Here is a 21,944-nt window from a genome sequence, read left to right as displayed (position 1 = left end):
CGGACGGGACGGAAGGGGCGGGCGGCACGGTGGCGTCGCACACAACCGGAACACGGGCGCTTGGAGCTGGTCCCGGGGTGCGGGAGGATCGTCGGGACCGTACCCCGAAGGGCTCGTGCCGATGACCACGCTCGACCAGACCGCAACCGACCCGACTTCATCCGGCCTGCCCGCGCCTGATGTGCTTCCGCGCGGTCTGCCCGAGCGCGAGCCCGCGGACGGGGAGCGGTCCTCGGCCGTGCCCGCCGCCGGACGCTGCTCCATCGTGTCGGCCGCCGACCCGGGGGCGGCCGCCGGGACCGGCGTGACGGGTGCGGCAGGGGCAAGCGGCGGCGCGCTGGGCGCCGGGCGCGACGGCTCGGTGCCGCGGCCGCGAGGCGGTACGGGTGTCGGTGCGGGTCATGGTGCTGGCGGCTCGGGTGCCGGCGGCACCGGTACGGGTGGTTCCGGTGCGGGTGGCGAGGGCGACCAGACGGCCGCCCGGCTCCGCGCGGGCCTGGCCGAGCGGCTGCGGTCGGCGTACGCGCAGGGGCGGTCGCTCTCCGAGCTCGCCGCCGCCTGCCGACGGCCCGTCGCGGAGGTCCATGCGCTGCTGGCCGAGGGTGGCGCCGCCCTCGGCGCCGGTGACCGTGACGAGGGCTTCGTCCGGCTCCAGCGCCCGGCGGAGCCGGCCTCCGAACGGGCCGTCCCGGTGCTGCGGGCCGCCCAGGAGGAGTTGCGCACCGCCCTGTCCAGGCGTCCCGCACCCTCCCGGCGGCTGCGCCGGATGCATCCCCGGGCGGAGGCCGCCATGACGGAGGCCGCGCACGGGAAGGCAGTGGCGGCCGAGGCCGTTCCCGCTGCCGCCGATCCGCCCGGTGGCGGGGCCGCCCGGGTGGCCGATGCCGGGCCCGGTGTCGAGACACCGCTCGGCATCCTGATCGGCGGTACCCCGAACCTCCCCGAGGCCGTCGGCCGTCCTGAGGAGCGGCAGCCGGTCCGGGTGACCGCTGACCTGATCAGGATCGGTCCCGGCACCTGCCTGGTCGTGCTGCCCGACTGGCGGCCCGCCATCGCCGTCTCGGTACCGACCGAACAGCTGCTGACCACCACCGGCCTCGGCTACGACGAGCTGGCCGACGCCCGGCTGTCGGTGCTGATCAGCCCCGGCGCGCTGCACGACCGGGAGCTCGACCTGCACGACTGGCGCGCCGGCTCCGGGCCGGGCCGGCGCGGCGGGCGGTAACACCGCACCGGAACGCGCCGGGCCCACTGCGACGTCGGGCTCGCTACGACGCCCGGCCCGCTACGGCGTCGGGCCGTTCGGGATGTAGCCGAGGTCGACGGAGACCGGTGCGCGCCGGCCGGTGATCCAGCTCTCCCGGACCGCCGACAGCAGCTCCGGAAGCCGGGGCGGCCAGAGGGCGTCGGCGTGTTCGTCGGCGAGGTCGGCCGGGGTCCACCAGCGCCAGTCGAGGATCTTGTCGGCGGCGTGCACCGCGCTCACGTCGCCGACCGGGCCCCGGTGCGGCCCGCTGGTGAGGTAGATGTGCTCGTGCTGGCGAACGGGCGTGCCGTGCCAGGTGAAGTCGTGCTCCCAGGTGCAGAGCAGCGGGCCGGGTTCGAGATCGGTCCAGCCGGTCTCCTCCCAGAGCTCCCGGCGCGCGCCGGTCCACGGGGTCTCCCCCGCCTCCAGACCGCCGCCCGGCATCGTCCAGTGCACGCCGACCTCGACGTTGTCGGAGCGGAGCAGGAAGACCGAGCCGTTCCCGTCCAGCACCACCGTCCTGGCCGCCTGCCTCGGGATCCGCTTCGGGGCCCGCTTCGGGTGTCGCAGCAGATTTCGCATCGGGTCACTCTCCCAGCGCGGACCGGGGGCGTCGAGCGGATTGCCCGGGCCGCGCTGCCGACCGGGAGGACATCGGCCGCGGCGGGAGGCGGCGTTGGCGGGACACGGTGTCTCCGACGGACGGTGGCCTTACCCTGGCGCCCATGCGCGTACCCGCGGTCCTCTTCCCGGCCGACCCGCTCAACCCGCTCCGACCCGACCCGCACTTCGTCCGGGAGGCCCGGTTGCTCAGGGAGTTGGGCGGCAAGCACCACCTCGTCGACCTTGACGCGCTGCTCGCCGGGAACCTCGGGGAGGCGGTTCGGCGGGTGCCCCGGGGCTGCGGACCGCTCTGGTACCGGGGGTGGATGGTCCCCTCCGCCCACTACACGGCCCTCGCCCGGGAGTTGGGCGGCCGTGGCGCCAACCTGCTGACCAGCGCGGCCGGTTACGCCATGGCGCACGAACTGCCCGGCTGGTACGGAGTGTTCGAGGGGGCCACACCGCCGAGTGTCTGGATCCCGGTGCCGGTTCCGACGGCGGCCGCGGCGGGCGGGGTTCCGGCGCCGGGGCCCGCGGAGCTGGCGGCCGCCGTCGAACGGCTCGGCGGGAGCGGCCCGGCCATCGTCAAGGACTATGTGAAATCCCGCAAGCACGAGTGGGACGAGGCCTGTTACATCCCCGATCTGGCGGACCTGTCGGCCGTCGGACGGGTGGTGGCGCGTTTCGTCGAACTCCAGGGCGAGTTCCTGGCCGGCGGGGTGGTGCTGCGGCGGTACGAGGAGTTCGAGCGGGCCGGAGGCGCGGGCGGGGACAACGGGGAGCGGCGGGCGGTCGAGGCCCGGGTCTGGTGGCTGGACGGCGAACCCGTGCTGGTCGGACCGCACCCGGACGCGCCGGACCACCCCGTCGAACCGGATCTCACCGGGGTGCGGCCGCTGGTACGGGCACTCGGCTGCCGCTTCGTCACCACCGACCTCGCCGGCCGGGCCGACGGCTCCGGCCGGCGGGTGGTCGAGGTCGGCGACGGGCAGGTCAGCGACCTGCCGCGCGGGATCGACGCGTCCGGGCTGCTGGCCTCGCTGATCGCCGCCTGAGGCCGCCCGGTCGCCACGTGCTTCCTGCGGCGGCGCCGTTTCCCCGGCCCGGACCGGGCTTGCGAACGGGCCCGGGAGGGCTGTTCCGGCTTCCGCCGATCACGCCCGGCCGGGGCCCGGTCAGGGCGGCCTACCCGGGCCCGGGCCTACCCGACCACGGGTTCGGCCACCGCTCCGGGGCCGGCCTCGGGCGCCGGGTGACCGTCGGCGATGAACGCCTGCCAGAGCCGTGCGTACACGCCGCCCCGGGCCAGCAGTTCGCTGTGCGTACCGTCCTCGACCACCCTGCCGTGGTCCAGGACGACGACCCGGTCGGCGCGTTCGGCGGTGGTGAGGCGATGGGCGATGACCAGGGTCGTACGACCACCGCTGAGCCGGTCCGCAGCGTGGTTGACCGCGGCCTCGGTGGCCAGGTCGAGTGCCGCGGTGGCCTCGTCCAGGAGCAGGATGTCCGGATCGACCAGCTCGGCCCGGGCCAGCGCGATCAGCTGGCGCTGGCCCGCCGAGAGGTTCCGCCCCTGACCGGCGACCTCGTGGTCGTAGCCGCCCGGCAACCGGACGATCATGTCGTGCGCGCCGACCGCCCTGGCCGCCGCCTCCACCTCGGCCGCCGAGGCCGCAGGCCGGCCGTACGCGATCGCCTCGCGCACCGTACCGGCGAACAGGTACGCCTCCTGCGGCACGACGCCGAGCCGGTGGCGGTACTGCGCGAGGTCGTACCGGGTGAGGTCGACGCCGTCCACCCGGACGGTGCCCGCCGTCGCGTCGTAGAACCGGGCGACCAGCTTGACCAGCGTCGACTTGCCGGCGCCCGTCTCGCCGACCAGCGCCACCGTCTGACCGGCGGGTATGTGCAGGTCCACGCCGGAGAGCACCTCGGGGGAGCCGGCCGCACCACCGTTGTAGGCGAAGCCGACGCCCTCGAAGTCGATATCGCCGCGGAGCCCGCCGGTGACCGGTACCGGGTCGGCGGCCTCGGCGGTGGTGGTCGGGGTGCGCAGCAGTTCGCGGATCCGGCCCAGACCGACGGCCGCCTGCTGGTAGCCGTCGAAGACCTGTGAGAGCTGGTTGACCGGCGCGAAGAACAGGTCGATGTAGAGCAGGTAGGCGACCAGCGCACCCACCGTGAGGGTGCCCGAGTCGACCCGCGACGCACCCACGATCAGCACCAGCGCCCCGGCGACGCTGGAGAGGAACTGCACGAACGGGAAGTACAGCGATATGTACAGCTGGGCCCGGACCCTGGCCTCACGGTAGGCGGAGCCCCGGGCGACGAAGCGGTCGGTGTTGGCGTCCAGGCGGCGGAAGGCCTGGACGATCCGCATCCCGGCGACGTTCTCCTGGAGATCCGCGTTGACCGTGCTGATCAGGTCCCGGGAGATCTCGTACTGGGCCTTGGACTTCTTGCGGAACACCAGCGTCGCCACCACCAGCAGCGGCAGCACGGCGAACACCACCAGGGCCAGCCCCGGGTCGATGATCAGCAGCGCGGCGAAGATACCGGCGAAGGTCAGCAGACTGACCACCGCCGTGACCACCCCGGTCTGCAGGAACGAGGTGAGCGAGTCCAGGTCGGTGGTCATCCGGGTCATGATCCGGCCGGACAGCTCGCGCTCGTAGTAGTCCAGGCCCAGCCGGTTGAGGTGGGCGAAGATCTTGAGCCGGAGGCTGTAGAGAACCCGCTCGCCGGTGCGACCGCCGACCTGGCTCTCGGCGCTCTGCACCAGCCAGTCCAGCAGGACGATCACCAGCGCGGCGAGGGCGGCGACGGCCACGCCGGACATCATGGCCCGGCTGACGCCTTCGTCGATGCCGTGCCGGATCAGGATCGGCAGCACCAGCCCGGCGGCCGCGTCCAGGGCGACCAGGAACAGGGCGAGGGCGAGTGGACGGCGGAAGGGGCGCAGCATCCGGCGGAGGGTGAAGTCGGGGTCACCGGCCTCGGCCTCGGCGCGGGAGATCGCCGGGGTGTCGGTGGCCGGAGGGAGGGCCGCGACCTTGGCGAGGAGATCGGGCGAGGCACTGCGGGCCGCCTTGGCCAGGGCGGGGGTGGCGGGGGTCTGGACCGGAGCAGGGGCTGGGCCGGCCGGGGCGGTCTGTGTGCCTGCGGCCGGGGCGGTGGCTTCGGCCGGGGCGGTGGCTTCGGGGGTTTCGAGGCCCTCAGGTGCTCCGGGCGCCTCTGGTGCCGCCGGGCGTTCGGAGATGGCCGGCGGCGTGGTCCGGCCGGCCTCGGGGTCGGAGATCAGCGCCCGGTACCTGGGACATCGGGCGTCGAGTTCCTCGTGCGTGCCGAGGTCCACCAGTCGGCCGCGGTCCAGGACGGCGATCCGGTCGGCGAGCTGGAGGGTGGAGCGGCGGTGGGCGATCAGCAGGGTCGTGCGGCCGCGCATGACCGAGCGCAGGGCGTCGTGGATCTCCGCCTCGATCTGCGGATCGACCGCCGAGGTGGCGTCGTCCAGCAGCAGGATGCGCGGATCGGTGAGGATCGCCCGGGCCAGGGCGATGCGCTGGCGCTGGCCGCCCGAGAGGGTGAGGCCCTGCTCGCCGACCTTGGTCTCGTAACCGTCGGGCAGCCGCCGGACGAACTCGTCCGCCTGCGCCGCCCGGGCGGCGGCCACGATCTGCTCGTCGGTGGCGTCCGGCCGACCGTACGCGATGTTGGTGCGGACCGTCTCGGAGAACAGGAAGCTCTCCTCGGGGACGATACCGACCGCCGCCCGGACCGAGTCGAGGGTGAGATCACGCAGGTCGTGGCCGTAGAGGCGGACCGTGCCTGCCGCCGGATCGTAGAACCGGGGGACCAGCTGCGCCACCGTCGACTTGCCGGAACCGGACGCGCCGACCAGGGCCAGCGTCTCGCCGGGGGCGAGTTTCAGGCTGAGCCCGTGCAGGACGGGCGCCGGGTGGTCGGAGTCGTAGCGGAACTCGACCCGGTCGAACTCCAGCGCCACGTCGGGTGTGCGCGGGCCGACCGGCTCCCGCTCCGCGGGCCCCTTGGCAGAGTGCGGCCTCGCGAGGTGCGGCCTCGCGGCGTGCGGCGGGGCGGGGTGCGGCGCGGCGCGGCGCGGTTCGGCGGGGTGCGGTTCGGCGGGGTGCTCGGGGTCGGTGACGTCCCGGGTCAGGTCGAGGCCGACCGCATCCGGACGCTCCTGCACCAGCGGGCGTTCGTCGATCAGCTGGAGCACCCGCTCCACCCCGGCCCTGGCCTGCTGCCCGACCGTGATGACCATGGTCAGCATCCGCACCGGCCCGGTCATCTGCGCCACGTAGGTGGAGAAGGCGACGAAGGTGCCGAGCGAGACCCGGCCGTCGACCGCCAGCCAGCCGCCGAAGGCCAGCACGGCGACCTGGGCGATCGCCGGGATCGCCTGCATCGCCGGGTTGTAACGGCTGTTGAGCCGGATGGAGCGCAGCCGGGCCGCGAAGAGGTTGCGGGAGGCGGTCTCCAGCTTGTCCAGCTCCTGGGCCTCCTGGCCGAAGCCCTTGACCACCCGCACGCCGCCGACCGCTCCGTCGACGACGCCCGCGACGGCCGCCGCCTCCTGCTGGGCGGCCCAGGTGGCGGGGAACAGCCGCTTGCGGCTGAGTACCGAGATCCACCAGAGTGCCGGGCCCATCACCAGGGCGATCAGGGTGAGCGGCGGCGAGAGCCAGATCATCACGGCCAGCGACATGACGAACATCAGCAGGTAGCCGGTCATCATCGGCAGCATCGAGAGCAGGCCGTTGATCAGCTGGAGGTCGGACGTGGCACGGCCGACCACCTGCCCGGTGTCCAGTCGGTCCTGCCGGTGGCCGTCGAGCCGCCCGAGCGAGCGGAAGAGGTCGCTGCGCATGTCGTGCTGGACGTCGAGGGCGAGCCGTCCGCCGTAGTAGCGGCGCACCTGGGTGCAGGCGAACACCAGGACGGCGGCCAGCAGCAGCGCGACGGCCCAGGGCGCCAGCGAGCGGGTGTGCCGGGTGATGACGTCGTCGATGATCACCTTGGTGGCCAGGGGCACCAGCGAGGTGACGGCCATGCCGACCAGTGAGGCCCCGAAGGCCAGCAGGACGCTGCGCCGCGACCGCCAGCAGTAGCCGACCAGCCGCCGCAGCCAACCCGAACCGCCGGGGTGGCCCGAACCGCCGGGGGCCGGTGTCGCGCTCGACGCGTCCTTCCCGCCGCCCGGGGTGTCATGGCCGGGCGTGCGGTCACCCGGCGCGTCGGTGCCGCCCTGCTTGCCCCGCGTGCCCCGGGTACCAGCTCGGTTACCGGCTCGGTTACCGGCTCGGTTACCGGCTCGGGTGCCGCCCGGGGAAAGCTCCACCGTAGATCCGTGAGTCTCAGGCATATTTAGGGATGCTAACCATTCCGTGGGGTGGCCGCCATGGGGTTTCAGGCCAGAGCAGGCCGACGTGTCCGACCCGCTTGACCCGCCAACAGCCCGCAACCTGCGGTGATTCCCGGCCGGACCTCGCCCGGCCGTCTGCTACCAGCATGGACGACGGCAGGCCGACCGCCCACCGCCCTCCGAGGCAGTGGGCCACCCCCTTTGGGCCTAGGCCGCACCTGGACCCGACCCGCGCGCCGAGGCCGCTACGCGTGGGCACTCGGGCGCGGGCGTACACACCGGGGCGTGTGCACATCGGACGGGCGTGCACCGGGCAGGTGCACACCGGACCGGCGCGCCCCGAACGGACTGAACCCGGGCCCGGGTTCAGCCCCGGGCGGACGCCGCGGCGTCGGCCGCCGCCGAGAAGGCGCCGTGCGCCAGCCGGCGCAGCAGGGAGGCCATGTCGTCGCGCTGGAGGCCGACCCGCTCACCCTGGGCGAGGTTCGGGCCAAGGCTGTGCGGGGTCGAGTTGATCAGGCCGAAAACGGCGTGCACGGCCGCCCGCGCGACCGGCTCGGCGCCGGGATCGGCCAGCGGCGGGTAGGCCCGCCGGACCACGTCCACCCAGAGTTCGACGTAGCCGCGCTGGAGTCGGCGGACCGTCCGGCGGTCCTCCTCCTTGAGGTTCAGCAGCTCACGGTCGTGCAGGGTGATCAGGTCGCGGTCGTCGAGCGCGAACTCGACGTGTCCGCCGATCAGCGCGTCCAACGCGGCGGCCGCGCCTTCGCTGCCGCTGCCATCGCCGCTGCCATCGCCATTGCCATTGCCGCTGCCGCTGCCGTCGGCATCGATCTCGCCACCCGCACCGCCGCCGGCACGCCTGCGGCCCTCCTCCAGGAGGCGCTCGCTGATGCCGATCAGGAGGTCGGCGAGCATCGCGTCCTTGCCGGCGAAGTGCCGGTAGAGCCCGGGCCCGCTGATACCGACCGCTTTGCCGATCTCGTCCACGCCCACCCCCAGGAAACCCCGGGCGGCGAACAGCCGGGCAGCCTCCTTGCGGATCTGGTCACGGCGTGGGAGCGCTGAGGTGGCTGGGACGTTCGGCATGCTGCCCATCGTAGACAGTCCGGTTATCGCCCGTTAACCTGGGCGGCACGAGTTAACGCTCATTAACGCGGGGGTCGCGGGCACACCCTGGCCCTGCGGCCCACCTGGTGCCGAGGGCAAGGGAGCTCTTGGGATGGTCATCTCAACCGCCGGTACACAGACCGGCGTCCATGGCAACGGGGCGGCCGGTACCGCCGGACCCGGAGCCGTTCCACCGGGAGCCACCGCTCCCGCGCCCAGGCTCGGCACCGCCGTCGACCCGGGCTCCGAGGCCTATCGCTCGAACACCGAAGCGCACCGAGCCCTGGTCGCCGAGCTGCGCGAGAAACTCGGCGCGGCCGCCCTCGGCGGCGGAGCCAAGGCCCGGGACCGCCACACCGCGCGCGGCAAGCTGCTCCCCCGCGACCGGGTGGACACCCTGCTCGACCCCGCCTCGCCTTTCCTGGAACTGGCCCCACTGGCGGCCGACGGGATGTACGACGGAGCCGCGCCCGCGGCCGGCGTGATCGCGGGCATCGGCCGGGTCGCCGGGCGCGAGGTGGTCGTCGTCGCCAACGACGCCACCGTCAAGGGCGGCACCTACTACCCGATGACGGTCAAGAAGCACCTGCGCGCCCAGGAGGTCGCGCTGGAGAACCGTCTGCCCTGCGTCTATCTGGTGGACTCCGGCGGCGCCTTCCTGCCGATGCAGGACGAGGTCTTCCCGGACCGCGACCACTTCGGCCGGATCTTCTACAACCAGGCCCGGCTCTCGGCCGCCGGCATCCCGCAGATCGCCGCCGTGCTCGGCTCCTGCACGGCGGGCGGCGCGTACGTGCCGGCGATGAGCGACCAGGCCGTCATCGTCCGCAACCAGGGCACGATCTTCCTCGGCGGACCGCCCCTGGTGAAGGCCGCCACCGGGGAGGTGGTCACGGCCGAGGAACTGGGCGGCGGCGAACTCCACTCCCGGACCTCCGGCGTGACGGACCACCTGGCCGAGGACGACGCCCACGCCCTCTCCATCGTCCGCACCATCGTGGCCGGGCTCGGTCCGCGCCCGGCCAGGCCATGGCCGCTCGCCCCGGCCGAACCGCCCACCGTGGACCCGGCCGGGCTCTACGGAGCCGTCCCCGTCGACCCGCGCACGCCCTACGACGTACGCGAGGTGATCGCCCGGCTGGTCGACGGCAGCCGGTTCGCCGAGTTCAAGGCCGAGTACGGCGCGACCCTGGTGACCGGCTTCGCCCGGATCCACGGCCACCCCGTCGGCATCGTCGCCAACAACGGCGTGCTGTTCTCCGAATCCGCCCTCAAGGGCGCCCACTTCATCGAGTTGTGCGACCAGCGCGGCATCCCCCTCCTCTTTCTGCAGAACATCACCGGGTTCATGGTCGGCCGGCAGTACGAGGCGGGCGGCATCGCCAAGCACGGCGCCAAGATGGTCAACGCCGTCGCCTGCACCCGCGTACCGAAGCTGACGGTGGTGATCGGCGGCTCGTACGGAGCCGGCAACTACTCGATGTGCGGCCGGGCCTACTCACCTCGCTTCCTGTGGATGTGGCCGGGCGCGAAGATCTCCGTGATGGGCGGCGAGCAGGCGGCGTCGGTCCTGGCCACCGTTCGGCGCGACCAGTTCGAGGCGCGCGGCGAGGAGTGGCCCGCCGACGCGGAGGAGGCGTTCAAGCGCCCCGTCCGCGAGCAGTACGAGCATCAGGGCAACGCCTACTACGCCACCGCCCGGCTCTGGGACGACGGGGTGATCGACCCGATGGACACCCGCACCGTTCTCGGCCTGGCCCTCACCGCCTGCGCCAACTCCCCGCTCCCGCCGCCCGGTCCGTTCGGCGTCTTCCGGATGTGACCTCCATTCCGCCGCCGCGCCACCACACCCGGCGCTGCGGCCCCTTCCCGCCATCTCCTTCGTACGGCTCCCCTCGACCCGGAGGAAACGCCTCCCATGTTCGACACAGTTCTGGTCGCCAACCGTGGCGAGATCGCCGTCCGGGTGATCCGCACCCTGCGGCGGCTCGGCGTGCGCTCGGTCGCCGTGTTCAGCGACGCGGACGCCGACGCGCCCCACGTCCGCGAGGCCGATCTCGCGGTGCGGCTCGGACCGGCCGACCGCAGTGACAGCTCGGCCGCCGAGACCTACCTGCGGACCGACCAGATCCTCGCCGCCGCCCGCCGCACCGGGGCCCAGGCCGTCCACCCCGGTTACGGCTTCCTCGCCGAGAACGCCGCCTTCGCCCGCGCCTGCGCCGACGCCGGCCTGGTCTTCATCGGTCCTCCTCCCTCCGCGGTCGAGCTGATGGGTGACAAGATCAACGCCAAGGAGGCGGTCCGGGCCGCCGGCGTCCCGGTCGTCCCGGGCAGCCGGGCCACCGCGCCCACCGACGGCGAACTCGTCGCGGCCGCCGACGAGATCGGCTACCCGGTGCTGCTCAAGCCGTCCGCCGGCGGCGGCGGCAAGGGCATGCGCCTGGTACGGGACCGGTCCGACCTGCCGACCGAGATCGCCGCCGCCCGACGGGTCGCCCGCACCGCCTTCGGCGACGACACCCTGCTGCTGGAACGCTGGATCGACCGGCCCCGCCACATCGAGGTCCAGGTGCTCGCCGACGCCCACGGCACCACCGTCCACCTCGGCGAGCGCGAGTGCAGCCTGCAGCGCCGCCACCAGAAGCTGATCGAAGAAGCACCCTCCGTTCTGCTCAATGCCGAGACCCGCGCCGCCATGGGCGCTGCGGCCGTCCGCACCGCGGAGTCCTGCGGGTACACCGGGGCCGGCACCGTCGAGTTCATCGTTCCCGGCATCGACCCGGACTCCCCCACCCCCACCGAGGGGGTACGGGACTTCTTCTTCATGGAGATGAACACCCGCCTGCAGGTGGAGCACCCCGTCACCGAACTCGCCATCACGGTGGGCGGTTCGGCGGCCACCGGCCCGGCCGAGGACCGGCCGGGACGGCTGGACCTGGTCGAGTGGCAGCTGCGGATCGCCTCGGGCGAGCGCCTGTCCTTCACCCAGCCGGACATCTCCTTTCTGGGCCACGCCATCGAGGCCCGTATCTGCGCCGAGGACCCGGAACGGGACTTCCTCCCCACCGGCGGACGCATCCTGGTGCTGGACGAGCCCCGGGGCGAGGGCGTTCGCGTGGACTCGGGCGTGGCCACGGGCACCGTCATCACCAGCGCCTACGACCCCATGCTCGCCAAGGTCATCGCGTACGGCCCCGACCGCGCGACCGCGCTGCGCCGACTCCGCGCCGCGCTGGCCGACACCCGGATCCTCGGCGTGACCACCAACACGGGCTTCCTGCGGCGACTCCTCGCACACCCCGAGGTCGTCGCCGGCCGGCTCGACACCGGCCTCGTGGAACAGACGGCGCAGCAGCAGCCCGCACTGCTGGCCTCGCCCTACTCCCCGGCCGACGCGGCTCCCGCCGCGGACTCCACCGAGACCTCCGGATCCCGGCCGTCCGAGGTACCGACCCCTGCTCACCTCCTCTACTACGCGGCCGCGCTCACACGGCAGCTGGACCTCACTCCCGCCGCCGGCACCGACGGCTGGACCGACCCGTTCTCCCTTCCCTCCGGCTGGCGCATGGGCGGTGACGCCGCCTGGACCACCCATCGGCTCCGGGCCCCCGGCCAGGACCCGGTGTCGGTGAGCATTCGCCCGATCACTGCGAGCAACGTAGCCGAGGCCACTGACATTCCCCCGGGCGTCACTCCTGAGATGGAAATCCGACTCGGTTCCGGCCCGGTCCACCGCGCCCGGGCCACGCGGGCCGGTGACCGGCTGCACCTCACCGTCGACGGCCTGCAGACGACGTTCGCACAGGCCACCGACAACGCACCCGGCCCTGCCGCCGGCCCGGTGACCTGGCTCGGGATCGACGGCGACGCCTGGCCCGTCCACGGGTACGACTCCGTCGGCGAGAACTCCACCGCCGCCGGCGCCCACCACGGCGCCCTGACCGCCCCGATGCCCGGCACCGTCACCGTCGTCAAGACCGCGGCCGGCGAGACGGTCCACCGCGGCCAGCCACTGCTCGTCCTGGAGGCCATGAAGATGGAACACGTGATCACGGCCCCGCACGACGGCGTCGTGAGCGAACTGCGGGCCACCGCAGGCGCCACCGTGGCGATGGAGGAGCTGCTGGCCGTGGTCGTCCCCGCCGAGAACGAGGCCGCGGAGGACGGGCCGGCCGGCCAGGCACTCGCCGGTGCGGCGGCCGGGACCCCGGCGGAGGTGCGGGCATGACCGCCGACGCCTCCCCCGCGCACGAGCCGGACGCCCTCGACCTGGGCCTGCCCGACCCCGTCCACGCCCCGGGCCTGCCCGAGGAGGTCCGGATCCACGAGGTCGGCCCGCGCGACGGACTGCAGAACGAGAGCGCCCTGGTCCCCGTCGAGGTCAAGGCCGAGTTCATCACCCGGCTCGCGGCCGCCGGACTGCGCACGGTCGAAACCACCAGCTTCGTTCACCCGAAATGGGTACCGCAGCTCGCCGACGCCGAGGAGCTCGTCCCCCGGCTCGCCGACCTGCCGGCCCGTCACCCCGGTCTGCGGCTGCCGGTGCTGGTGCCCAACGAGCGCGGGCTCGACCGCGCGCTCGCCCACCACACCGGCGACATCGCGGTCTTCGCCAGCGCCACCGAGACCTTCGCCCGCCGCAACCTCAACCGGTCGGCCGACGAGGCGATGGACATGTTCCAGCCGGTGGTGGAGCGGGCCGCCAGGGCCGGGATCCGGGTCCGCGGCTACCTCTCCATGTGCTTCGGCGACCCGTGGGAGGGCCCGGTGCCCGCCTCCCAGGTGATCGGCTTCGGGGTGCGGCTGCTGGAGATGGGCTGCACCGAACTGAGCCTCGGCGACACCATCGGCGTGGCCACCCCGGGGCAGGTCACCGCACTTCTGGAGGGCTTCGCCGAGGCGGGTGTGCCCGCCGACCGGCTCGCGGTGCACTTCCACGACACCTACGGCCAGGCGCTCAGCAACACGCTGGCCGCGCTGCGCGGCGGCATCACCACGGTCGACGCCTCGGCGGGCGGCCTGGGCGGCTGCCCGTACGCCAAGAGCGCGACCGGCAACCTGGCCACCGAGGACCTGGTCTGGATGCTGCACGGGCTGGGCATCCGGACCGGCGTCGATCTGCGCGCCCTGGTCGCCACCAGCGGCTGGATGGCCCGGCAGCTCGGCCGCCCGAGTCCGTCCCGCACCGTCCAGGCGCTGCTCGGCACCGGCCGGGGCTGACGCCGGCCCGGCTCGACCACCCGGCGCCGGCCGGTCCGGGACCCGCCCGGCCGACGCCACCGTCCGTACGACATCCACTCTCTCGACCACACCGCGCGCCTGTCACACCGTCAGACGGACGCCGGTCATCCCGATCACGCCCGCGGCCACCCCGGCCGGGCCTCAGGAGGATCACCATGCTCGACCACCGGCTGAACAGCGAGTACGAGGAACTGCGGCGCACCGTCGCCGAGTTCGCCCAGGACGTGGTGGCGCCGAAGATCGGCGAGTTCTACGAGCAGGGCGAGTTCCCCTACGAGATCGTGCGGGAGATGGGGCGGATGGGCCTCTTCGGCCTGCCGTTCCCCGAGGAGTACGGGGGCATGGGCGGCGACTACTTCGCGCTCTGCCTCACGCTGGAGGAGCTCGCCCGGGTCGACTCCTCGGTCGCGATCACCCTGGAGGCGGCGGTCTCGCTCGGCGCCATGCCGATCCACCGGTTCGGCACGGAGGAGCAGAAGCGGGAGTGGCTGCCCCGGCTGACGTCCGGTGAACTCCTCGGGGCCTTCGGCCTGACCGAGCCGGAGGGCGGCTCCGACGCCGGGGCGACCCGCACCACGGCCCGGTACGACGAGGCCACCGACGAGTGGGTCATCAACGGCACGAAGTGCTTCATCACCAACTCCGGCACCGAGATCACCGGGCTGGTCACGGTCACCGCGCTCACCGAACCGATCGCTCGTTCGAGTGAAGAGGGCGAATTCCCCTCGCCACAGCGCGAAATCTCTTCCATCATCGTGCCCACCGGGACCCCGGGGTTCCAGGTGTCGAAGAAGTACTCGAAGGTCGGGTGGAACGCATCCGACACCCGTGAATTGTCCTTTACCGACTGCCGTGTACCCGCGGCCAACCTGCTGGGCGAGCGTGGCCGTGGCTACGCCCAGTTCCTGCGGATCCTCGACGAGGGCCGCATCGCCATCGCAGCCCTGGCCACCGGCCTGGCCCAGGGGTGCGTCGACCAGTCCGTCATCTACGCCGGTACGCGCCGGGCCTTCGGCCGGCCGATCGGCGCCAACCAGGCCATCCAGTTCAAGCTCGCCGACATGGAGATGCGCGCCCACACCTCCCGCCTGGCCTGGCGGGATGCCGCTTCCCGGCTGCTGCACGCCGAACCGTTCAAGAAGGAGGCCGCCATTGCCAAGCTGTACTCGTCGGAGGCCGCCGTCGACAACGCCCGCGAGGCGACCCAGATCCACGGCGGGTACGGCTTCATGAACGAGTTCCCGGTCGCCCGCTTCTGGCGCGACTGCAAGATCCTTGAGATCGGGGAGGGCACCTCCGAGGTCCAGCGCATGCTCATCGCCCGGGAGCTGGGCGTCGGATCCTCCTGAGCCCGAGCGGCTCGGGGCGCCGGCCCTGGGCGGCGACAGCCCGGAGAGCGTCCGCCATCGGTCTATCTCCGCTGTCGCCGACCCCTCGGGTCAGCACCCCGGCCACAGGCCGCAGTTCGGATCGGCGCGTCGGCCGGCGCGCCGGTCCGGTCACCGGCCGCGCACCGGCCTGCGAGCCGATTCTGCCCTCGGTCCACCGGTGTCCGCCCGGCTCTGGACGGTCCGACACCGGACAGAGCATCAGGGAATAACGATCACGGGGCGGTTGGCGCGCCGGGCCAGCCGGCCTGAGACAGATCCGAAGATCTTGCCGAGCAGGCCGTGCGTACTGCCGACCACGATGGCGTCGGCGGCGTACTCGCGACCGACCTCCTCGATCTCGTGGCAGATGTCGCCGCCCCGCTCGACGAGGATCCACGGCACGCCGGCCAGGAAGTCCGCGCAGGCCAGTTCCAGACCGAGGACCTCGGTCCGATGGTCGGGGAGATCGACGAAGACAGGAGGTTCACACCCCGCCCAGACCGTGGCGGGCAACCGGTTGGCCACGTGCACGATCACCAGGCCGCACTGTGAGCGACGGGCCATGCCCACCGCATAGGCAAGAGCGCGCTCACTCGACAGGGAGCCGTCGAATCCCACCACCACACCGTGCTGGAAGGCCGGGTCGCATGCGCCGACGGGCGTCTCCCGAGCAGCCGGATCGCCGGTCACGTCCGGCATGCCGGAGGCTTCCGGGCGTTCGGCGCCCGGACCGAGGCGGCCCGTCATCGCCAGCTCCACAGGGCCGGTCCGGTGCTCGTCCCGCCGCTGACGCGGACCGGGACGGCCTCGGCGGGCGATGTTGCGAAGGGAACGCGAGAGGCCCTGGGCGTCCGGGTCGTCGCCGGGGTCGCCGCAGCCGTCACCGACTCCCCCGGCCGCTGCGCGCGCGCCACGGCCCGAATCCGGATCAACCGGTCGGGAGGACTCAAAACCAGCCATGGCTCAAGGCTCTTCGAGGGAGATGTGCCGACAGGAGAGGACAACGCTGCCCGGGCGGCAGGCCCGCCCACGGAACGACGTCGGTCTGCGCCGAGCACCACCGTATGTGACCTGTTCCTTTCAGAGTACGACGGGCTTGAGGCTCAGCCCAGTGGCGAAGCCTCGGAATGACTTTGTTCCCGCGAATGGAGGATGCGCCCGCCGACAGCAGTGCGCCCCCTACAGGCAGGCGATCGCGCCCCCTCGACAAAGGAGGTTCTCTGGAGCTTGGCTGAGCAGACCGGGCGATGCAACAGGCCCAAGGGACACCGTGACCGGACTGTCATCGATCGGCGACGATCCGTTGCCACCCGTCACCGACCGGCGCGCGCGTTCCGAACGGTCGGCCCCGCTGAACGCCGCCCCGCACCTCACGGACACCACCCGCCGTCACGCTGCTCCGGCGTACCTCCCGTCTGGCGGCCTTTCGGCCAACACCCACGGGTTCACGACGCCGTCTGGCATTTGCCAGATGCATAGGCACTGCCGCTGACACCATGCTCGACATGTCCCTGCTCCTGCTCGACCTCGACAACACGCTGCTCCCCAGGGATGCCGCTTTCCGGGCCTGGGCTCAGGATTTTCTGGCCGAACGAGGGCTGCCGCCCGGCGACCTCGACTGGCTCGCCACCATCGACGGCGGCGGTTATGTGCCGCGCAGCACCGTACTGTCCGCCGCCCAGCGCCGCTATGGGCTGGACGAGTCCCTCGAACTCCTGCTGGCGCACTACCGACACGGCATCAACTCGCACATCCACTGCCCGTCCCGGCACATCGACGCGCTGCGGGCGGCGCGCGATGCCGGGTGGACGCTCGGCATCGTGAGCAATGGCAGCACCCGCCCCCAACTGGAGAAGATCCGCCGGACCGGGCTCGGCCCGCTGGTCGACGGCTGGGTCATCTCCGAGGAGGCCGAGTGCGTCAAGCCGGACCCGTTGATCTTCGAGATCGCCGCCCAGCGGTGCGGTATCGCACCCACCGGAGACTGGGCCTCGCACACCTGGATGATCGGCGACTACGCCCCGGCCGACATCGCGGGGGCCGAGCTCGCCGGTCTGCGCAGCGTCTGGCTGCACCATGGCCGTCCCTGGGCCGAGCCCGGCTACCGGCCGACGCTGAAGGCGGCCGGTCTGCCTGAGGCCGTCGGACAGGTGCTGTCCGCCCGGAACGCGCCCGGCCCCCGGGTGGCGGCCCGGGCGGGGACCAGAACGGGCGGGCCGGGCCGACGAAGGACGGCCGGCGCGGCCCCGGGCAGTTCCTCCTCCCGGGATCTCGCGGCGGCGGCCGCGCTCACCGGCGCGCGGTCCAGCGCACAGCTCTCCTTGTCCGCCCCGGACGGCATGCGTGCGCCTGTTCCCATGAACGCCACGGAAGGGAGCGCTCCCGGCTCGGGGACGAGGCCGGCTGTCCGAAACCGGTCCGGCGAAGTTGCCTCATCCGGCGGCAGCCATCCCATGAACGCGAGTCGGACCACCACCGGGGCGCCCGCCACCGGCACACCGGTCGCCGCGCCGCCCTCGCGGACCCGGTTCGCCGCGCCTCCACCGCGGTTCGGTCCCCGTCCGGCCGCCCCGGTGACTGCGGTCACCCCGGTCACCGCAGTCACCGTGGCACAGGCGGTGGAGACGGCCGTGGCATCCCAGTGAGGTGGCCGGGCAGCCGGTCCCCGGCGCCGGCCGCCGGAGGCGATGGCCGCCCCTGACGCCCGGCGCTCCCGCCCGCCCGGCCTTCTCGGCTCCCCCGGCCTCCTAACGCTCCTGGCCGCCGCGGCCTTGCCCGCCGGCCGAGGGGCTGCGGGTCCACCAGAGGGTGCGGCTCTGTTCGATGAAACCGAGCTTGCGGTAGAGCGGTGCGCCGAGTGGGGTGGCGACCAGGGTCGCCGGGCGGTCGGGGTGCGCGGCGGTCAGCGCGGTCTCCAGGATGGCGCGGGCCACACCCCGGGAGCGGTGGTCGGGGAGGGTCGCGACCCAGTACACCCCGGTGGCCCGGCCGTCGTCGTAGGTCAGGCAGGCGCCGGCCGTCACGCCGTCCCGGCGCCCGAGCCAGGCCCGGCAGCCCGGCTCGGCGAGCAGGCGCTCGGGAAGCATGCCACCCCGTGTCCAGGGCTGCCGGGCGGGTATCGGGAAGCCGTCCACCACCGAGCGTTCGACCTCGGCGAAGCCGTCGCCGTCCTGGACCTCATCGACCGTCAGGGACTCGTCCGTGCCACCCCCGGTGGCCGTCCGCCCACCCCGGGGAGACACGTCGAGCGGGCCGGGCTCACGCGCCATGACCGGCATCGCCGGGCCGTGGGAGCAGCCGAAGCGGGCCATGTCCAGGCGGCCGTAGGGGTCTTCCAGGGTGAGCTGCGTCGTGGACCACTCCCGCAGCAGGGCCGCCAATTCCTCTTCCAGCGGAGCCGGTTCACCGTAGGGGCGGGTGACCACGATGCGATGGGCGTCGTCCGGCGTGCGGGCGCAGCGGACCGCGGTGAATCCGGGGTGGGCGAGTTGCTGCCAACCGTACGCACGGGCTTGGGCGAGCCAGAACGCGGCGGCATTGTCGTTGGCCTGTTCGAGCCGGCTGTGGATGTTCACGACAGGACGGTAGCGCGGGCGCCGGACGGCCGGCCCCCGGCCTCGGCACTGGCCGGATGAAGCCAGAGAGGCGCACGCTTTGGCTCCGTGCGCCCTCTCGTGCACCGCCGATTTTCGGTCAATCTCGCACGGCTCCCTCGCCCTTGGGCAAACCTGCAGCCCAGACCCGCCGACCGGGTGCGCCGAAGCCGGGCGCCCCAGGACCAGCCCCGCGACAACCAGCCACCGTTGCACCGGCCCTCTTCCCAGAAGGGTCGACGGGTGCCACGCTTCGTGATCGAATGCATCACGCCAAATTGCCATGTCGACATAGCGTCGGATGGTGAACTTGTCACAACGGCAACGGTCCACCCGATAGATTCGATCTTGGCGAGCAGTGCCGCACCACCCACACCACACCACCGAGGGGGCTTGAGCGCCTTGAGCAGGGTGAGCAGGAGCGACGCGGGTCCTGACAGCGGCCAGGCCGTGGCCGGCATCGCGGGGCGTTCCGCGAGAAGCACCGGTATCCCGGCCATCGCAGCCACCCCCCGCACCTCCGGCACCTCCAGCGCCGTCCCGTACTCCTCGTACGCCTCTGCCGCCTCAGGCGCATCCTCGGTATCAGCGGCCTCTGGCGCACCTTCCTCCCCCTCCGCCCCGGAGCATGCCGGACGGCCCGTCAACCGACCGTCCGTCAGCCCGACGTCAGCTCAGAACTTCGGAGCGGGCGCCCAGGCGGGAGCGTCGGTTCCCGGCCAACCTGGTGGCCAGGGCGCTGGCCACGCTGTCGGTCAGCCGGGGCAGGGCGGGGGCTTCCCTGGTTTCCCTGGCGGCCTCACCGGTGGCGGTTTCCCGACCGCTTCGGCGGTCTCGGGCGCCGCCGCCCCGGCCGCCGGCACCGGGATGGCGACCGCCGGAATCCCGGCCGGTCCGCTCGGCACGGTCGGCCACGGACCGACGGCCCACGGTCCGAGCGGCGCGGTCGGCCTGTCCGGGGCCAACGGCTCCGCGAACCCCGTGATGGCCGCCGCCCCCCGGAAGCTCTCGGGCCGGCGCCGGCGCGAGACCGTCGCGGTGCTGATCTTCGGCGGCGCCCCGATCTTCGAGAGCTCGATCCCCCTCTCCGTCTTCGGTGTCGACCGCCAGGACGCCGGTGTGCCGCGCTACCGCCTGCTGGTCTGCGCCGGGGAGGAGGGGCCGCTCGCCACCACCGGCGGCCTCACCCTCTCCGCGCCGTACGGACTGGAGGCGCTGGCACGGGCCGGCACGATCGTCGTACCGGCCTGGCGCTCGATCTCGCAGCCGCCGCCGGTCGAGGCCATCACCGCCCTGCGCAAGGCCCACCACGAGGGCGCCCGGATCATCGGGCTCTGCACCGGCGCGTTCGTGCTCGCCGCCGCCGGTCTGCTGGACGGCCGCCCGGCCACCACGCACTGGATGTACGCGCCGACCCTGGCCAAGCGCTACCCCCGGGTGCACGTCGACCCGCGCGAGCTCTTCGTCGACGACGGCGACGTGCTGACCTCGGCGGGTACCGCCGCCGGTATCGATCTCTGCCTGCACGTGGTGCGCAGCGACCACGGCGCCGAGGCGGCCAACGCGCTGGCCCGCCGGCTGGTGGTGCCGAGCCGCCGCAGCGGGGGCGGACAGGCCCAGTACATCGATCAGTCTTTACCAGAAGAGATCGGCAACGACCCGCTTGCCGAGGTGGTCACCTGGGCGCTGGAGAACCTCAACCAGCAGTTCGACGTCGAGGTGCTGGCGGCGCGTGCCTATATGAGCCGGCGCACGTTCGACCGGCGGTTCCGCACGCTGACCGGCAGTGCCCCGCTGCAGTGGCTGATCACCCAGCGGGTGCTCCAGGCGCAGCGGCTGCTGGAGACGTCGGAACTGTCGGTGGACGATGTCGCCCGACGGTGCGGCTTCCGGTCGCCGGTGGCACTGCGCGGCCATTTCCGCCGCCAGCTCGGGGTCTCGCCGGCCGCCTACCGGACCAGCTACCGTTCCCGGCGGCCGGGACCGCAGGCTCCGGCGCCGATGGTGCCGCACTCCGGTGACCTCCGGCCGGGCGGCGCCCTGCCGCAGTCGGCCGGCTCGCCCGCGGCAGTGGCGGCCGCCGCCGCCGCGGCGGCAGGCGGGGCGCTGCTGGGACAGCACGGACAGCAGTCCGCGCACTCGTTCCCGTCCATGCCCGGCAACCCCGCACACCCGGGGCAGCACGGGCAGCAGGCGTTCCACGCGCGCGCCGGGCAGCCGTACCCGCACCAGCAGGCGACGCCTCAGTCGCACCCGGGGCAACCCGGCTCGGGGCGCGGTCCGGCCCGGTCGCCGCTGGTCCCGGCCCAGCCCGGCCCCGGAGCGGGTCGGCCACCGCGGACCGCGGAGCACGCGGCGGCGGAGGACGGCCACCCGCAGCCGGGTGCGCGCGGCCAGGGCCAGGGGCATCGCGCCGTGTCCGAACGGCCGTCGGACGAGACCGGTACCACCGGCTCGGGCACCGGCGGGCGAGGGCACGGCACGGCCGCGGGCCGGGTGCCGGTACCGTCCTCGCCGGTGACTCCGGAGGCCCGGGCCCGCCAGGTCCGACCTCCGCAGATCCGCCAGCAGGGCGGCCGCACCGGAGCCGCGGACGCCGGACGTGAGCCACGCGACACCCGTTCCGCACGGGAGGGTCACCAGGGCCGGGAGGGCCATGAGCCGGACGGTCACGGCCAGGACGGGCACGCGGCCGAGGCCTGTGCCCCGGCGCCCCGCTCGACTCCGGCGGTGCCCGTGGCGCGTGATCGCGCCGTAGGGTGAGTGGCGTGAATGACCGTTTGGTATGGATCGACTGTGAAATGACAGGCCTCGACCTCGACCGGGACGCTCTGGTCGAGGTCGCGGCACTGGTGACGGACTCCGAGCTGAACGTCCTCGGCGAGGGCGTCGACGTCATCATCCGCCCGCCCGCGGAGGCGCTGGCGAACATGCCGGAGGTGGTGCGCACCATGCACACCGCCTCCGGTCTGCTCGACGAACTGGAGCACGGCGTCACCCTCGCCGAGGCCGAGGCGCTCGTGCTCGCGTACGTCCGCGAGCACGCGCCCGAGGCGGGCCGGACGCCGCTGTGCGGGAACTCGGTGGCGACCGACCGCGGCTTCCTCGCCCGGGACATGCCGGCCCTGGAGGGCCACCTGCACTACCGGATCGTCGACGTCTCCTCGATCAAGGAGCTGGCCCGCCGCTGGTATCCGCGGGCGTACTACAACAGCCCGCAGAAGGGCGGTAGCCACCGGGCGCTCGCCGACATCCGCGAGAGCATCGACGAACTGCGGTACTACCGCGAGGCGGTGTTCGTCCCGCAGCCCGGCCCGGACACCGACACCGCGCGCGCGATCGCCGAGAAGTACCAGGCGCCGACCGACTGACCTCTCCCGCCCGGCTCCGGCGGG

13 protein-coding genes and 1 pseudogene are annotated in these 21,944 nt (G+C 73.4%); 9 read left to right on the top strand and 5 right to left on the bottom strand.

What is annotated here, in order from left to right; all coding sequences use genetic code 11:
- Window positions 1-121: 121 nt before the first annotated feature.
- On the top strand, window positions 122-1,225 hold the full coding sequence (locus ACIQIB_RS19655; protein ID WP_400759280.1) for a hypothetical protein: 1,104 nt from the start codon (window positions 122-124) through the stop codon (window positions 1,223-1,225).
- Window positions 1,226-1,285: 60 nt separating this feature from the next.
- Here ACIQIB_RS19655 and ACIQIB_RS19650 read toward each other — a convergent pair whose 3' ends face one another.
- A complete protein-coding gene (locus ACIQIB_RS19650; protein ID WP_400759277.1) occupies window positions 1,286-1,828 on the bottom strand; it encodes an NUDIX hydrolase in 543 nt (180 codons plus the stop codon).
- A gap of 143 nt (window positions 1,829-1,971) precedes the next feature.
- Between ACIQIB_RS19650 and ACIQIB_RS19645 the strand changes: the two genes are divergently transcribed.
- Complete coding sequence (locus ACIQIB_RS19645; RefSeq protein ID WP_400759275.1) at window positions 1,972-2,904, top strand: ATP-grasp domain-containing protein; 933 nt, start codon at window positions 1,972-1,974, stop codon at window positions 2,902-2,904.
- Window positions 2,905-3,050: 146 nt separating this feature from the next.
- Here ACIQIB_RS19645 and ACIQIB_RS19640 read toward each other — a convergent pair whose 3' ends face one another.
- A complete protein-coding gene (locus ACIQIB_RS19640; protein WP_400759273.1) occupies window positions 3,051-7,235 on the bottom strand; it encodes an ABC transporter ATP-binding protein in 4,185 nt (1,394 codons plus the stop codon).
- Between the two features lie 366 nt (window positions 7,236-7,601).
- On the bottom strand, window positions 7,602-8,324 hold the full coding sequence (locus tag ACIQIB_RS19635) for a TetR/AcrR family transcriptional regulator (RefSeq protein ID WP_400759270.1): 723 nt from the start codon (window positions 8,322-8,324) through the stop codon (window positions 7,602-7,604).
- A 133-nt stretch (window positions 8,325-8,457) separates the two neighbouring features.
- Between ACIQIB_RS19635 and ACIQIB_RS19630 the strand changes: the two genes are divergently transcribed.
- From ACIQIB_RS19630 to ACIQIB_RS19615, 4 genes are all read left to right on the top strand, one after another.
- Window positions 8,458-10,167: a carboxyl transferase domain-containing protein gene (locus ACIQIB_RS19630; RefSeq protein WP_363606782.1), complete on the top strand. Its 1,710-nt coding sequence runs from the start codon at window positions 8,458-8,460 to the stop codon at window positions 10,165-10,167.
- 96 nt (window positions 10,168-10,263) lie between these two features.
- Window positions 10,264-12,573, top strand: a complete 2,310-nt coding sequence (locus ACIQIB_RS19625) for an acetyl/propionyl/methylcrotonyl-CoA carboxylase subunit alpha (RefSeq protein ID WP_400759267.1) — start codon at window positions 10,264-10,266, stop codon at window positions 12,571-12,573.
- Complete coding sequence (locus ACIQIB_RS19620; RefSeq protein WP_363606780.1) at window positions 12,570-13,565, top strand: hydroxymethylglutaryl-CoA lyase; 996 nt, start codon at window positions 12,570-12,572, stop codon at window positions 13,563-13,565. Before ACIQIB_RS19625 ends, ACIQIB_RS19620 begins: the two co-directional genes overlap by 4 nt.
- 176 nt (window positions 13,566-13,741) lie before the next feature.
- Window positions 13,742-14,935 carry an acyl-CoA dehydrogenase family protein gene (locus tag ACIQIB_RS19615; protein WP_363606779.1) on the top strand — a complete coding sequence of 398 codons (1,194 nt, stop codon included), beginning with the start codon at window positions 13,742-13,744 and terminating at the stop codon, window positions 14,933-14,935.
- A gap of 240 nt (window positions 14,936-15,175) precedes the next feature.
- On the opposite strand, the gene ACIQIB_RS19610 is transcribed toward ACIQIB_RS19615, so the two are convergent.
- Window positions 15,176-15,655, bottom strand: a complete 480-nt coding sequence (locus tag ACIQIB_RS19610; protein WP_400655774.1) for a universal stress protein — start codon at window positions 15,653-15,655, stop codon at window positions 15,176-15,178.
- An 806-nt stretch (window positions 15,656-16,461) separates the two neighbouring features.
- Between ACIQIB_RS19610 and ACIQIB_RS19605 the strand changes: the two genes are divergently transcribed.
- On the top strand, window positions 16,462-17,601 hold the full coding sequence (locus ACIQIB_RS19605; RefSeq protein WP_400759264.1) for an HAD-IA family hydrolase: 1,140 nt from the start codon (window positions 16,462-16,464) through the stop codon (window positions 17,599-17,601).
- A gap of 102 nt (window positions 17,602-17,703) precedes the next feature.
- Here ACIQIB_RS19605 and ACIQIB_RS19600 read toward each other — a convergent pair whose 3' ends face one another.
- Window positions 17,704-18,531: a GNAT family N-acetyltransferase gene (locus ACIQIB_RS19600; protein ID WP_400655744.1), complete on the bottom strand. Its 828-nt coding sequence runs from the start codon at window positions 18,529-18,531 to the stop codon at window positions 17,704-17,706.
- Between the two features lie 1,002 nt (window positions 18,532-19,533).
- On the opposite strand from ACIQIB_RS19600, the pseudogene ACIQIB_RS19595 reads away from it, so the two are divergent.
- Together ACIQIB_RS19595 and orn are read left to right on the top strand one after the other, a co-directional pair.
- Window positions 19,534-20,730, top strand: a pseudogene (locus ACIQIB_RS19595) (helix-turn-helix domain-containing protein); the annotation flags it as partial.
- A 587-nt stretch (window positions 20,731-21,317) separates the two neighbouring features.
- A complete protein-coding gene (orn, locus tag ACIQIB_RS19590) occupies window positions 21,318-21,920 on the top strand; it encodes an oligoribonuclease (protein ID WP_363606776.1) in 603 nt (200 codons plus the stop codon).
- Window positions 21,921-21,944: the final 24 nt, after the last annotated feature.

Origin of the sequence: Kitasatospora sp. NPDC092286, assembly GCF_044755565.1 — a bacterium.
GTDB lineage: Bacteria > Actinomycetota > Actinomycetes > Streptomycetales > Streptomycetaceae > Kitasatospora.
Note: the sequence above shows the minus strand (reverse complement) of the source record. Positions and strands in the feature narration are given on the sequence as shown.

Excerpts from the sequence above, each read along its gene's own strand:
- ACIQIB_RS19625 (WP_400759267.1), top strand. The coding sequence starts at position 10,264 with ATGTTCGACACAGTTCTGGTCGCCAACCGTGGCGAGATCGCCGTCCGG.
- ACIQIB_RS19615 (WP_363606779.1), top strand. The coding sequence starts at position 13,742 with ATGCTCGACCACCGGCTGAACAGCGAGTACGAGGAACTGCGGCGCACC.
- ACIQIB_RS19605 (WP_400759264.1), top strand. The coding sequence starts at position 16,462 with ATGTCCCTGCTCCTGCTCGACCTCGACAACACGCTGCTCCCCAGGGAT.
- ACIQIB_RS19630 (WP_363606782.1), top strand. The coding sequence starts at position 8,458 with ATGGTCATCTCAACCGCCGGTACACAGACCGGCGTCCATGGCAACGGG.
- ACIQIB_RS19635 (WP_400759270.1), bottom strand. The coding sequence starts at position 8,324 with ATGCCGAACGTCCCAGCCACCTCAGCGCTCCCACGCCGTGACCAGATC.
- ACIQIB_RS19655 (WP_400759280.1), top strand. The coding sequence starts at position 122 with ATGACCACGCTCGACCAGACCGCAACCGACCCGACTTCATCCGGCCTG.
- ACIQIB_RS19650 (WP_400759277.1), bottom strand. The coding sequence starts at position 1,828 with ATGCGAAATCTGCTGCGACACCCGAAGCGGGCCCCGAAGCGGATCCCG.
- ACIQIB_RS19645 (WP_400759275.1), top strand. The coding sequence starts at position 1,972 with ATGCGCGTACCCGCGGTCCTCTTCCCGGCCGACCCGCTCAACCCGCTC.
- ACIQIB_RS19610 (WP_400655774.1), bottom strand. The coding sequence starts at position 15,655 with ATGCCGGACGTGACCGGCGATCCGGCTGCTCGGGAGACGCCCGTCGGC.
- ACIQIB_RS19620 (WP_363606780.1), top strand. The coding sequence starts at position 12,570 with ATGACCGCCGACGCCTCCCCCGCGCACGAGCCGGACGCCCTCGACCTG.
- ACIQIB_RS19640 (WP_400759273.1), bottom strand. The coding sequence starts at position 7,235 with ATGCCTGAGACTCACGGATCTACGGTGGAGCTTTCCCCGGGCGGCACC.